Source organism: Paenarthrobacter sp., assembly GCF_031180005.1.
Classification (GTDB): domain Bacteria; phylum Actinomycetota; class Actinomycetes; order Actinomycetales; family Micrococcaceae; genus Arthrobacter.
Genome location: NZ_JAPSHI010000001.1, coordinates 134943 through 147725, shown reverse-complemented (window position 1 = coordinate 147725; position 12783 = coordinate 134943). Strand labels below are relative to the sequence as shown.

The following is a 12783-nucleotide window of genomic DNA, read 5'->3' as shown; positions in this document are numbered from 1 at the left end:
GGAAGAGCTATCCCTCCATGTGATTATTCCGGCTGAGCGATATTAAGCCACTGGAACCAGCCGCGGTGCAGGACAAGCCACGCAATCAATCCGTAGCCCGCCTGGCCCGGTGTCCCCCCATTGGCTGCGAGGTCCGTCCTCCACTGCTCATGATTGAGCAAAGGGGAGAAAGTGTCCACGTAGTGGTGATTCCGCCGGGTGGTGACATCGGCAAACGCGGTGTTCAGTTCGGCAAGCCGCTTGTTGCGGACGGGATCCAACGTGGGAGGCGGGCCCACCACAAAGACCTCCACGCTGCTGTGCGAAGCGCCGTCAAGGATGTTGGCAAGATTCAACCGGCTTCGGGCGGTGGACAGCCCAAACTCGAGATCCCGACCCGAAAGGCCGATCACCAATCGGTTTTCATGAGTGTCACTGAAACGCCTGCCGGCTTCATCCTGCCAGCGGGCGGCAAGGCCCTCAGTACCTTCCATGGGGCAGGGGAGCGGGAAACTTTCCACCACGACGGAATCCTGGGGTGTGCGGGCCAGCACTCTTCCGAGCCAACCCAATGCGCGGGGATCCCCCAGGCCCGCGAGCAGTTCATCTCCTACAGCTGCAATGCGCAGCTTCCTGTCTTCCACGGTTACCTCTTCACACTCGTTACGGTCCTTGCACGGTTCCGGTTCGTCAGCCGGTTCGGGAACCGGTACCTGTCCCATTAAACAGAACTGCCCGGCCTAAGGCGCGCTCATCGCTCCTTAGGCCGGGCAGTTTCGCTTACTTGCGTTCGAACGCCTGCTTGATCAGGGCGTCCTGCTCAGCGGCGTGGCGCTTCATGGAACCGGCGGCAGTGGATGCCGAAGCCGGACGTGAAACGAGGCGAAGCTTGCGGTCAAGCTCCGGTGCCAGGTTCAAGCCCATGAAAGGCCATGGACCCTGGTTGGCGGGCTCGTCCTGTGCCCATACGATGTCAGCGTTCGGGTACTTGGCGAGTTCGGCGTCAATCTCCGCCTTGGGCAGCGGGTAAAGCTGCTCTACACGAATGATCGCTGTGGAGGTGTCCCCGGACTTCTGACGGTTGGACAGGAGGTCGTAGTACAAGCGACCAGAGACCAGGATGACGCGGTCCACGTTGGCGGGCTGCACTTCCGGATCGCTGATAACCGTCTTGAAGCCGCCGGTAGTGAAGTCCTCAATGGCCGAAGCGGCACCCTTAAGGCGGAGCAGCTGCTTGGGGGTGAAGATGATCAACGGCTTCCGCGGACGGCTGTAAGCCTGGCGGCGCAACAGGTGGAAGTGCGAGGCAGCCGTGGTGGGGTTGGCCACGATCATGTTGTCCTCGGCACACATCTGCAGGAAGCGCTCGATGCGGGCTGACGAGTGGTCCGGACCTTGGCCTTCGTAGCCGTGCGGCAGCATAAGCACCAGCGAGGAACGCTGTCCCCACTTCTGTTCGGCTGAGGAAATGAACTCGTCAATGATGGTTTGTGCACCGTTGACGAAGTCACCGAACTGGGCTTCCCAGAGGACCAAGGCATCCGGGCGCTCCACCGAGTAGCCGTATTCGAAGCCCATGGCTGCGTATTCGGACAACAGGGAGTCGTAGATCCACAACTTGGCCTGGTCATCGGAAAGGTTGCCTAGTGGCAGCCATTCGTTGCCGTTGGCGCGGTCGTGGAACACAGCGTGACGCTGGACGAACGTCCCGCGGCGTGAGTCCTGGCCGGCAAGGCGAACGGGAACGCCTTCCATGATCAGCGAGCCAAAGGCCGCGATTTCACCAAAGCCCCAGTCGATGCCGCCTTCACGGGACATCTGCTCACGCTTCTCCAGCAGCTGCTTGAGCTTGGAGTGAACGGTGAAGCCTTCCGGAATTTCCAGGTGGGCCTTGCCGATGCGGGCAAGAGTCTCTGCGGAAATGGCCGTAGACGCGGGGGAATTGGTGCCGAAGTCCGACTGCTGGGCAATGGGACGTTCGATGTCCGAGACCGCCGCGGAGTCAGCCGTGATGATCGGGATCGGCGATGTCTGCGCAGCGTGCGTTTCGGCGAAGACGCGCTCAAGGCGCTCCTGGTAGTCGCGGAGCAGCTGCTCTGCTTCTTCCTCGGTGATGTCCCCACGGCCGATGAGCGACTCGGTGTACAACTTGCGAACGGAGCGCTTGGCTTCGATCAGGTTGTACATGAGCGGCTGGGTCATCGAAGGGTCGTCGCCTTCGTTGTGGCCGCGACGGCGGTAGCACACCATGTCGATGACGACGTCCTTGTGGAAACGCTGACGGAACTCGTAAGCGAGCTGTGCAACGCGCACCACGGCCTCGGGGTCATCGCCGTTCACGTGGAACACAGGGGCCTGGATCATCTTGGCGACGTCCGTTGAGTATGTGGACGAACGCGAAGACGACGGAGCAGTGGTGAAGCCCACCTGGTTGTTGACGATCACGTGGATTGTACCGCCGGTGCGGTAGCCGCGCAGCTGGGAGAGGTTAAGGGTTTCAGCCACAACACCCTGTCCTGCGAAGGCGGCGTCGCCGTGGACCATGATGGGCAGAACCGGGAAGGATTCGCCTTGGTCGAGGCGATCCTGCTTGGCGCGAACGATGCCTTCAAGCACAGAGTCGACTGCCTCAAGGTGGGACGGGTTGGCAGCGAGGTAAACCTTGGTCTGCTTGCCGTTGTCCGACGTGAAGGTGCCTTCGGTGCCGAGGTGGTACTTGACGTCACCGGATCCCTGGACCGAGCGGGGGTCCTGGGTGCCCTCGAATTCGCGGAAGACCTGCGCATAGGTCTTGCCTGCAATGTTGGTCAGCACGTTAAGCCGGCCACGGTGGGCCATGCCGATGGCAACTTCGTCCAGGCCGTCGTCGGCTGCGTCTGAAATGACGGCGTCGAGTAGCGGAATCAGCGACTCGCCACCCTCAAGGGAGAAGCGCTTCTGGCCGACGAACTTGGTCTGCAGGAAGGTCTCGAAAGCCTCAGCGGCGTTGAGCTTGGAGACGATGCGCAACTGCTCTTCGCGGCTGGGCTTGGAGTACGGGTGCTCCAGCTGGTCCTGGAACCACTTGCGCTCGGCAGGCTCCTGGATGTGCATGTATTCGATGCCCGTGGTGCGGCAGTACGCGTCACGCAAAACGCCAAGGATGTCACGGAATTTGAGCTGCGGCTTGCCGCCGAAACCGCCCGTGGGCCATTCACGGTCCAGGTCCCAGAGGGTCAGCCCATAGGTCAGGACGTCGAGGTCCGGGTGTTTGCGCTGCACGTACTCCAAGGGATCGGTGTCAGCCATCAGGTGGCCACGCACGCGGTAGGAGTGGATCAGCTGCTGAATGCGCGCAACCTTGTTGATCTCGTCAGCGGGGTCAACCTGGAGATCAGGGCTCCAACGCACGGGTTCGTACGGAATACGCAGGGCTTCGAAGATTTCGTCGTAGAAGTTCTGCGCACCGAGGAGGAGTTGGTGAATAAGCTTGAGGAACTCGCCGCTGCCCGCGCCCTGGATGACGCGGTGGTCATAGGTTGACGTCAGGGTGAGGATCTTGCTGATGGCGTTCTGGGCGATGATTTTCTCGCTGGCGCCCTGGAACTCGGCTGGGTAATCAAGGGCACCGACGCCGATAATGGCAGCCTGGCCTTTGGAAAGACGCGGCACCGAGTGGACCGTACCGATTCCGCCGGGGTTGGTCAGGGAGACCGTGGTACCTGCGTGGTCGTCAGCGGTCAGTTTGCCGTTGCGGGCGCGCTTGATGAGGTCCTCGTAGGTGTGCCAAAACTCGGCGAAGTCCATGGTCTCTGCCTTCTTGATGTTCGGAACCATCAGGAGGCGGGTGCCATCGGGCTTGGGCATGTCAATGGCGATGCCGAAGTTGACGTGAGCCGGCTGCACCGCGCTCGGCTTGCCATCGATTTCGTCGTAGTAGACGTTCATCGAGGGGAACTGGGAGAGCGCGCGGACAACGGCGTAGCCGATGAGGTGGGTGAAGGAAACCTTGCCACCGCGGGCGCGGGCAAGGTTGGAGTTGATGACCACCCGGTTATCGATGAGCAGCTTGGCAGGAACTGCCCTGACGCTTGTGGCGGTGGGAACTTCCAGACTGGTCACCATGTTGGTGGCAATAGCCTTGGCCGGGCCGCGGAGGACGGAAACGACGTCTTCCTCAGGCGCCGTGGGAGCTTTGGTGCTCTTGGGCAGCTGTGCGGGGATGGGCTGGGCCGTGGTGCCGGCGGCGGGCTTCTTTGCTCCGTCCCGGGCAACCGTGGCGGGTGCCTTTTTCGCTGGGGCGGGTGCCGCCGGTGCAGCCTCCGGGGCAGCTGCGGGAGCGGCCGGCGCCGGTGCCGGTGCCGCTGCAGCCGGAGCTACCACGGGAAGTACTTGGGTAGGGGGATTGGCAGCCGTTGCGGCTGCGGAGGATCCGTTGGAAGAAGTGCCGTCACCGGAAGCAAAGGACTCGAAGAGCGGCCACCACTTGGCGTCGACCGAATTCTTGTCCTGTTGGTACCGCTCGTACAGTTCGTCAACGAGCCACTCGTTTCCGCCAAATTCCTCTGGTAGACGGTGGCTGGGCTGCTCTGGCACTTGAAATACGCCTCTTCCATGAGTGTTGTTTTCCCGCTGGCCACAGATGCTCTCCACAACGATGGGCCAGGGTCCGGGTCCCGCGAACTCAGACCCATGTCAGTCTAGTTAGGATCGTTGGTTAACTGCCAATAGTGGTGACCTAAATCATGTTGCGGCAGACTTAATGCACCTTCGCTTCGTCTTCGAAGCGTACCGGTTGCCAGCGAGGCGTCCCTGGTCGGCGGACTGTAGACTGAAATTCTTATGGACAGTAAATCTAGGTGCCGGCCTGGGAACTGTCGGGGGAGCCAATCTGGCAACCCCGCGCAGCGTGCCCGTCGAGCCGGCAACACCCGTTCACATGCCCATCACTCGCCGGCGCTCACAGCCGGTGGTGCCGCAGACCATGCGTCCGCGGGACCCGACCAGCCTCCACCGGGGCGAATCCCGGGGTCAGGGGCCTTACCCCCATTGCACGTGCCCACTCTTGGAGTGATGCGCTAAGTGGAATGGATTCTTCTCCTTGCCGGCTTTGCCCTCATTCTGGGCACCGGCTTCTTTGTAGCAGTTGAGTTTTCCCTTGTTGCCTTGGATCAGGCAAGCGTTCAGCGGGCGGTCGATAACGGCGATCACGCTGCCGCGCCGCTGCTGAAGTGCCTCAAATCGCTCTCCACGCAGCTCTCCAGTTGCCAACTTGGCATCACACTGACAACTCTGTTGACAGGATTCGTGATGGAGCCCTCTGTCGGGCGGTTGCTCGTTGGGCCACTCGGCGTGCTGGGCCTCGGTCCTGAGGTAGCGCATTCGGTCGCGCTGATTGTTGCCATGGCGTTTGCCACGTTGTTGTCGATGCTTCTGGGTGAGTTGGTCCCGAAGAACATGGCCATTGCCCTCGCTTTCCCTTTGGGTAAACGCCTCGCGCGGCCCCAGCTGATGTTCACGGCCGTTTTCAAACCGGCCATCGTGGTGCTCAATGGTTTCTCGAACAAGGTGCTGAACCTGTTCGGTCTCGAAGCGAAGGAAGAGATCTCGGGGGCAAGGACCCCTGCAGAGCTTGCATCCTTGGTGCGGCGCTCGGCCGAGCTGGGCACGCTGGATGCCGGGACGGCCAACTTCGTTGCCCGCACCTTGAACTTTTCCGGGCGCACGGCGGCGGACGTCATGACCCCCCGCATCCGCATGGAAACGATCGACGCCGATCAGCCGGTTTCCGACGTCCTGGACGCAGCGCGGCGAACCGGATACTCCCGTTTCCCTGTCATCGGGGACTCCACGGACGACATCCGCGGAGTGGTTCACGTCAAGAAAGCCGTTGCTGTCCCCGCGGAGCGTCGGGCCAAGCTTGAGGCAGGCGCGATCATGACCGATGTCCTGCAGGTACCGGAGACTATCCATCTGGATGCACTCCTGTCTGAACTGCGTGAAGGCAACCTCCAGCTAGCCGTCGTGCTCGATGAATACGGCGGCACCGCGGGAATCACCACCCTGGAAGACCTTGTGGAAGAGATCGTCGGCGAAGTCTCCGACGAACATGACAAAATCCGGCCGGGAGTGCTGCAGAGCGCATCCGGCGACTGGTACTTTCCAGGCTTGCTGCGGCCGGATGAAGTGTCCGAGCAGATCCCCAACCTCACTGTTCCAGATGAATCCGCCTACGAGACTGTGGGTGGTTACGTCATGAGCCAGCTGGGCCGCATCGCCAGGACAGGCGATGTGGTGAACACTGTGGGTGGGAAACTGACGGTGACCCGAATGGACGGTCGAAGGATCGACAGGATCTGTTTCCATCACGTCGAGACAGACGAATCGTCATCCGTGGACTCCGGAAGCACGCGTCACGAAGCAGGTGCCGTATGAGTGACTGGGCAGGAATCGTCTGGCTCGTGGTGCTTCTGATAGGCAACGCCTTCTTCGTGGGTGCAGAGTTCGCGGTCATGTCGGCGCGTCGAAGTCAGATTGAGCCGCTGGCCGAAGCTGGATCCAAGCGAGCGCAAACAACGCTGCGCGCCATGGAAAATGTCTCGCTGATGCTCGCCTGTGCGCAGTTGGGTATCACCGTCTGCTCCCTCCTGATTCTCCAAGTTGCCGAGCCCGCAATCCACCACTTGCTGGCAGAGCCCTTGGAGCTGGTTGGTGTTCCCGTTGAACTGGCAGACGTCATTGCTTTTGGCATCGCGTTGCTGGTAGTCACTTTCCTGCATGTCACCTTTGGTGAGATGGTGCCTAAGAATATTTCGGTTTCCGTTGCGGACAAGGCTGCCCTGTTGTTGGCCCCACCGCTGATGTTCATAGCCCGGGTGGTGAACCCGATCATTTGGACGCTGAACTGGCTGGCCAACCACATCCTTAGGTCGATGAAGATTGAACCCAAAGACGAGGTTTCCTCTTCGTTCACGCTGGAGGAAGTGCAATCGATCGTCCAGGAGTCGACGCGCCATGGTCTGGTGGACGACGAAGCGGGTTTGCTGAGCGGCGCTTTGGAGTTCTCGGAGCATACTGCCTCGCACATCATGGTTCCGTTGGACAAGCTGGTGGTGCTGAAGACAGCGTCCACTCCCGTGGACCTTGAAAAAGCGGTCCGCCGCACCGGGTTCTCCCGGTTCCCGATGATTGACGACGACGGCGAACTCGCCGGATACCTGCACGTGAAGGACATCCTGTCCATTCCCGACGAGCGACGAAGGCACCCAATTGCCGAGGGTCGCATCCGCTCACTGGCCAACCTTTCGCCGGATGACGAGATCGAACAGGCGATGTCTGTCATGCAACGCACGGGTTCACACCTGGCACGTGTTGTCGGCGCGGGCGGTGAGACTCAAGGCGTCTTGTTCCTGGAGGACGTCATTGAGCAATTGGTGGGCGAAATCCGGGACGCCACCCAAGCCACCGGCATTCGCCGTTACGGTGGTCAACAAGTGCAATAGCAGGACAACCAGAGTCTGGCGTCGGTGGATCTCCATCGGCGCCAGACTTGTCTAACAGGAATCATTCCCATTTAGAGGTACACTGGATAAAGCCCCTAATTGTGTTTGATTCTCATTTTGACTAGATCCGAGGTCTCCGTGCGCCGTTTCGCCGCCCGACTTTCCCTGACCGCTTCTGCAGGTCTTGCCGCACTTTTGTTGTCTTCCTGCGCTGGTACAACCGGGAGTAACGCTCCGTCCTCATCTGATGCCATTGAGGTGGTGACCTCCACCAACGTGTATGGGGATGTGGTCAAGGCCATTGGTGGCGACAAGGTCAACGTGAACGCGATCATCACCAAGACCAGCCAGGATCCGCACTCCTATGAAGCCACTGCACAGGACAAGCTGCTGATCTCCAAGGCCAAGCTGGTGGTGGAGAACGGGGGAGGGTACGACGACTTCCTTCACAAAATTGCCGACGAGACCGAGGTTGGCCACGAGAACATGATCAGCGCTGTGGAGGTCTCAGGACTGGCGCCCGAGGAAGAAGGCCACGGTACGGAATCCAGTAGTGCCGCGGCCCAAGACGAAGATGAGCACGCGCACGACCACGGCGAGTTCAATGAGCACGTCTGGTACAGCCTGGACGCCATGGGCAAGCTCGCCGACGCCGTTGCCGAAAAGTTGGGCAGCCTGGATGCAGGATCTGCCTCGACATTCACCACGAACGCGGATTCCTTCAAAGCAAAACTATCTGAACTAACCGGCAAGCTCGGCGACATCAAGGCCGGCAACGAGCATGCACCCGTTGCTGTGACCGAACCCGTTCCCCTGTACCTCCTGGAGGCGGCCGGCCTGGAAAATAAGACGCCGGAAGCTTACAGCGCCGCCATCGAGGAGGAGACGGATGTCCCTCCCGCTGTGCTGAAGGAAACCACCGACCTCGTCAGTGCCAAATCTGTTCGTCTCCTCGCGTATAACCAGCAGACGGAGGGGCCACAGACTGAGTCCGTCAAGCGGGCGGCCGAGAACGCCGGGGTGCCGGTTGTGAACTTCACCGAAACGCTTCCTGACGGCAAGGACTACCTTCAGTGGATGGCGGACAACGTCGAAGCCATTTCGGCGGCACTCAAGAAGTAGCGTTCCCGAGTATCAACGTGCAGTGAAGAGCCCCGTTAGCGTCCTAAGATATTCAGGATGCCTGCGGGGCCTTTGCCTGTCATCAGCAAAGCCGCGGACACCAGCGGCGCACAACTATTGCGTTTCTCCCGGAGCGTATGGATCGAGGACAACTTTTGACACCGGTAGTGAGCCTCCGCGGAGCGAGCCTGCAGTTCGGCAAGAGGACACTCTGGCGGGATCTGGACCTGGACATCCACCCCGGAGAGTTCTTTGCCGTTCTTGGACCCAACGGCAGCGGCAAAACAAGCTTCCTGAAAGTCCTTCTGGGCCTGCAGGAGCTGCATTCCGGAACGGTATCGCTGGGCGGCCACCCCGTGGAACGCGGCAGTAAACGTATTGGGTACATACCTCAGCAAAAGTCCTTTGCGGCGGATACGCCGTTGCGGGCACGCGACCTGGTTGGGCTGGGGATCGATGGCCACCGCTGGGGAATGCGATTCGCATCCGGCAAGGTCAACCAGCGAATCGAAGAGTTGTTGGAGCAAGTTGGCGCAACTGACTACGCCAAGGTGCCGGTGGGGCAGTTATCCGGTGGCGAGCAACAACGCCTCAGGGTAGCGCAGGCACTGGCCACTGAGCCCCAGGTCCTCCTGTGTGATGAGCCGCTGCTCTCGTTGGACCTGCATCATCAGCAGGGCGTCAGTTCACTGATCAACAAGCAATGCCACGATCGAAACAGTGCCGTGGTCTTCGTGACCCACGAGATCAACCCTGTAATCGACTACGTGGACCGGGTACTTTACCTTGCCGGCGGCCAGTTCCGTGTAGGGACGCCTCAAGAGGTCATGACCACGGAGGTTCTTTCCGAGCTGTACGACAGCCATGTGGAGGTCATCCACACCAACGGAAGGATCGTCGTCGTCGGACTTCCAGACGCAACCACGCACTTCCATGAAGATGCCCACGCCACCACTATGGAGGAGTTCTAGATGGACTTTGAGAGCATCCTGCAGACCATTTTCAACTTCGAGAACTACGGTGAGTTGCTGGTCCTGGTCCAAAATTCCATCTGGGCGGGAGCCGTTCTCGGCTTCCTGGGTGGACTGGTTGGCACCTTCGTAATGAAGCGGGACCTTGCCTTCGCTGTCCACGGCATCTCCGAGCTGTCCTTCGCCGGCGCGGCGTTTGCCTTGCTGATTGGCGCCGACATCATCTTCGGTTCCTTGATCGGCTCGGTGGCCGCGGCAGTGATTCTGGGTTTCATGGGAGTCCGGGCTCGGGACAAGAACTCAATCATCGGTGTGATCATGCCGTTCGGTCTCGGTTTGGGTATCCTGTTCCTCGCCCTTTATGAGGGGCGCGCGGCGAACAAGTTCGGCCTGCTGACTGGACAGATTGTGTCCGTGGATACGGTGCAACTGCAGGTCTTGGCCGGCACCGCAGTGGTGGTGATGGCGGCACTCGTGGCGATTTGGCGACCACTGAGCTTTGCCAGCGTTGACCCGGAGATGGCTGAAGCCAGGGGTGTCCCTGTCCGTGGCCTGGCCATCGGCTTCATGGTTCTTCTGGGCGTCAGCGTAGCCCTGTCCATCCAGATTGTTGGCGCGCTGTTGGTGCTTGCCCTGCTCATTACCCCTGCGGCTGCTGCACTGCGGGTCACCACGTCACCGCGGTTGGTAGTGCTGCTGAGTGTTCTCTTCGCGATGACGGCCACTGTGGGCGGTATTCTCCTGGCCTTGGGCAGCCGCATTCCCATCAGCCCTTACGTCACCACGTTGTCCTTCTTGATCTACGTGGTGTGCCGGATCATCGGCAGGGTACGCGCCAACAAGGGCCTCAACGGCCGGGTGTCGCGTGACCAACCAGCGGGTGCGCTCTAGAGCTTGCCTGCTGCCTTCTTGGCCGTGCACTCCGGGCACAGTCCGAAGATCTCCACGGTGTGGGCCACCTCGGTGAAGCCATGTTCAGTTGCCGTACGGGCAGCCCAAGTCTCGACGGCGGGTGCTTCCACTTCTTCTGCTTTGCCGCAGTTGCGGCACAGCAGGTGATGGTGGTGCCCGGTGACTGCACAACGACGATAGACGGCTTCGCCGTCTCCGTTTCGGAGGACATCAATGAGTCCGTCGTCCGCCAGGGACTGCAGAATGCGGTAGGCAGTGGCCAAGGACACCGAAATGCCCTTGTTCTGCAGAAGTCGGTACAGCTCCTGGGTGCTGACGAAGTCATCCAATTCATCCAGGGCAGCGCTGACGGCCAAGCGTTGCTTGGTGACGCGCTGCTCCTTGACGCCGCTGGTGGCCGGCGCTTCATGGCCGGTCGTGGCGGGACTGGTGCCTTGTGGCATTGAAAGACTCACTTCCCTGGGGATGCTGGCAAAGCCTAATTTTACCAGTAGGCGAACCTTGGAAACTGTCAGCGGGCGGCCATAGGCTGTCTCCATGAAGCTCACCAAGTACACGCATGCCTGTGTTCGGCTGGAGAAGGAGGGAAAGGTCCTGGTGATCGATCCCGGGACTTTCTCCGAGTCAGAGGAAGCGTTGAGCGGAGCCAACGCCGTACTTGTTACTCACGAGCACAATGACCACATTGACCGCCCTGCGGTGACGGCAGCCCTGCGGAGCAACACTACGCTGGAGGTCCACGCCCCAGCCGGGGTGGCAGCTGCACTGAGGGAAAACGGGGATGTCGCCCACCGCGTGCATACCGTGGAACCCAACTCCGGCCTTCAAGCGGCAGGTTTCAACATCCGGACTTACGGTGGGCAACATGCCGTCATCCACGCCCAGATTCCGGTGGTAGCGAACATCGGCTACCTGGTGGATGACAACGTCTTCCACCCCGGGGACTCGTTCGTGGTCCCTGACGGAATCAGCGTCCAAACCCTTCTTGTCCCCATCCACGCCCCGTGGTCCAAGGTGGGAGAGGTTGTGGACTTCGTCATTTCCGTACGTGCTCCAAAGGCATTTCCTGTCCATGACGGGCTGCTCAACGAACTGGGCCGGGGGATCGTCGAGGGGCATGTCACACGGATCGGGGCCCGCTACGGAACCACTTACGCGCGACTGGCGCCAGGGGAGTCCGTGGAGGTCTAGCCGGTCCACACTCCTGTGCTGTGGAAGTTCTCAAGTATGGCTTCGTGCGGCGCCGGGTCCAGTCCGTGCGCGGCCAGCCACGCGTCATCGTTGTAGCTTCCCGCATAACGGTCGCCGGCGTCGCACATCAGGGAAACGACACTGCCTTTCCGGCCTTCAGCCACCATCCCGGCAACCAACTGCCAAACTCCCCACAGGTTGGTCCCGGTTGAGGGCCCGGCATGTAAGCCGGTGAGCTTCCGGAGGTGCCTCATGGCGGCAACGGACGCGGCGTCGGGCACTTGGATCATGTGGTCGATAACCGCCGGCACGAAGCTGGGCTCAGACCGAGGCCTGCCGATGCCCTCAATCCTGGACGGAAGGCCAGTGGCGGCGGCTGCGTCTCCGTCCCGCCACGCGGGGTAGAAGGCAGAGTTTTCGGGATCCACTACGGCCAGGCGGGTGTTGTATCGGTTGTACCGCAGGTAACGGCCGATGGTGGCGCTGGTTCCGCCTGTGCCGGCGCCTACAACGATCCATTCCGGAACCGGATGCTCTTCCAATGACAGTTGTTCGAAAATCGACTCGGCGATGTTGTTATTGCCCCGCCAGTCCGTTGCCCGCTCAGCAAACGTAAATTGGTCCATATAGTAGCCGCCGGACGTCCTGGCAGTCTCTTCGGCTACGGCGTAAACCTCCGAGGCATGGTCCACCAGCAGGCAAGCGCCACCGAACTCCTCGATCAGGGCGACCTTTTCGGGACTGGTGGTCTTTGTCATGACTGCGATGAAAGGCAAGCTGATGAGCCGGGCGAAGTAAGCCTCTGATACAGCCGTGCTGCCGCTGGAGGCTTCCACGATGGTGGTCCCTTCGGTGATCCAACCGTTGACCAGGCCATATAGGAACAAGGATCGCGCCAGACGGTGCTTGAGGCTGCCGGATCTGTGGGTTGACTCGTCTTTCAGGTACAGCTGGACTCCCCAGTGGTCCGGGAGTGGGACCGCATAAAGGTGGGTGTCGGCGGAGCGGTTATTCTCGGCCTCGATCTTACGGATGGCCTCGCTGGCCCATGCCCTGTCCTGAATACACGAATTGCTCACCGGATAAGCCTAGGCTGGAATTCGGGCACGGGCAGCAACGAAACCCCT

Annotated in this window: 10 protein-coding genes; 6 read left to right on the top strand and 4 right to left on the bottom strand. The window is 60.7% G+C overall.

Annotated elements, in window-relative coordinates:
- Window positions 1–23: 23 nt before the first annotated feature.
- Together RIF72_RS00680 and RIF72_RS00675 are read right to left on the bottom strand one after the other, a co-directional pair.
- Window positions 24–623, bottom strand: a complete 600-nt coding sequence (locus RIF72_RS00680; RefSeq protein ID WP_026540104.1) for a GDSL-type esterase/lipase family protein — start codon at window positions 621–623, stop codon at window positions 24–26.
- Window positions 624–759: 136 nt separating this feature from the next.
- The gene (locus RIF72_RS00675; RefSeq protein WP_309072989.1) at window positions 760–4554 is read right to left on the bottom strand and encodes a multifunctional oxoglutarate decarboxylase/oxoglutarate dehydrogenase thiamine pyrophosphate-binding subunit/dihydrolipoyllysine-residue succinyltransferase subunit; all 3795 of its coding nucleotides are present in this window, start codon (window positions 4552–4554) and stop codon (window positions 760–762) included.
- A 486-nt stretch (window positions 4555–5040) separates the two neighbouring features.
- Between RIF72_RS00675 and RIF72_RS00670 the strand changes: the two genes are divergently transcribed.
- The 5 genes from RIF72_RS00670 to RIF72_RS00650 all read left to right on the top strand — a co-directional run bounded on the left by RIF72_RS00670 (window position 5041) and on the right by RIF72_RS00650 (window position 10444).
- Complete coding sequence (locus tag RIF72_RS00670; protein ID WP_309072988.1) at window positions 5041–6393, top strand: hemolysin family protein; 1353 nt, start codon at window positions 5041–5043, stop codon at window positions 6391–6393.
- Complete coding sequence (locus tag RIF72_RS00665) at window positions 6390–7460, top strand: hemolysin family protein (RefSeq protein ID WP_309072987.1); 1071 nt, start codon at window positions 6390–6392, stop codon at window positions 7458–7460. Before RIF72_RS00670 ends, RIF72_RS00665 begins: the two co-directional genes overlap by 4 nt.
- A 105-nt stretch (window positions 7461–7565) precedes the next feature.
- A complete protein-coding gene (locus RIF72_RS00660; RefSeq protein WP_309072986.1) occupies window positions 7566–8582 on the top strand; it encodes a metal ABC transporter solute-binding protein, Zn/Mn family in 1017 nt (338 codons plus the stop codon).
- 137 nt (window positions 8583–8719) lie between these two features.
- Window positions 8720–9553 carry an ABC transporter ATP-binding protein gene (locus tag RIF72_RS00655; RefSeq protein WP_309072985.1) on the top strand — a complete coding sequence of 278 codons (834 nt, stop codon included), beginning with the start codon at window positions 8720–8722 and terminating at the stop codon, window positions 9551–9553.
- Entirely contained in the window at window positions 9554–10444 is an 891-nt protein-coding gene (locus RIF72_RS00650) for a metal ABC transporter permease (protein ID WP_309072984.1), read from the top strand.
- Here RIF72_RS00650 and RIF72_RS00645 read toward each other — a convergent pair.
- Entirely contained in the window at window positions 10441–10908 is a 468-nt protein-coding gene (locus RIF72_RS00645) for a Fur family transcriptional regulator (protein WP_309072983.1), read from the bottom strand. The two genes, RIF72_RS00650 and RIF72_RS00645, sit on opposite strands and share 4 nt — an antisense overlap.
- Before the next feature lie 94 nt (window positions 10909–11002).
- Between RIF72_RS00645 and RIF72_RS00640 the strand changes: the two genes are divergently transcribed.
- On the top strand, window positions 11003–11656 hold the full coding sequence (locus tag RIF72_RS00640) for an MBL fold metallo-hydrolase (RefSeq protein WP_309072982.1): 654 nt from the start codon (window positions 11003–11005) through the stop codon (window positions 11654–11656).
- Here the strand turns inward: RIF72_RS00640 and RIF72_RS00635 are convergent.
- Window positions 11653–12735 (bottom strand): PLP-dependent cysteine synthase family protein, encoded by a 1083-nt coding sequence (locus RIF72_RS00635; protein ID WP_309072981.1) that lies wholly within the window; start codon window positions 12733–12735, stop codon window positions 11653–11655. The genes RIF72_RS00640 and RIF72_RS00635 overlap by 4 nt on opposite strands.
- Window positions 12736–12783: the final 48 nt, after the last annotated feature.

What these genes read in the sequence shown, in the direction of transcription:
- RIF72_RS00665 (WP_309072987.1), top strand. Translation starts at nt 6,390, where the DNA reads ATGAGTGACTGGGCAGGAATCGTCTGGCTCGTGGTGCTTCTGATAGGC.
- RIF72_RS00655 (WP_309072985.1), top strand. Translation starts at nt 8,720, where the DNA reads ATGGATCGAGGACAACTTTTGACACCGGTAGTGAGCCTCCGCGGAGCG.
- RIF72_RS00650 (WP_309072984.1), top strand. Translation starts at nt 9,554, where the DNA reads ATGGACTTTGAGAGCATCCTGCAGACCATTTTCAACTTCGAGAACTAC.
- RIF72_RS00645 (WP_309072983.1), bottom strand. Translation starts at nt 10,908, where the DNA reads ATGCCACAAGGCACCAGTCCCGCCACGACCGGCCATGAAGCGCCGGCC.
- RIF72_RS00640 (WP_309072982.1), top strand. Translation starts at nt 11,003, where the DNA reads ATGAAGCTCACCAAGTACACGCATGCCTGTGTTCGGCTGGAGAAGGAG.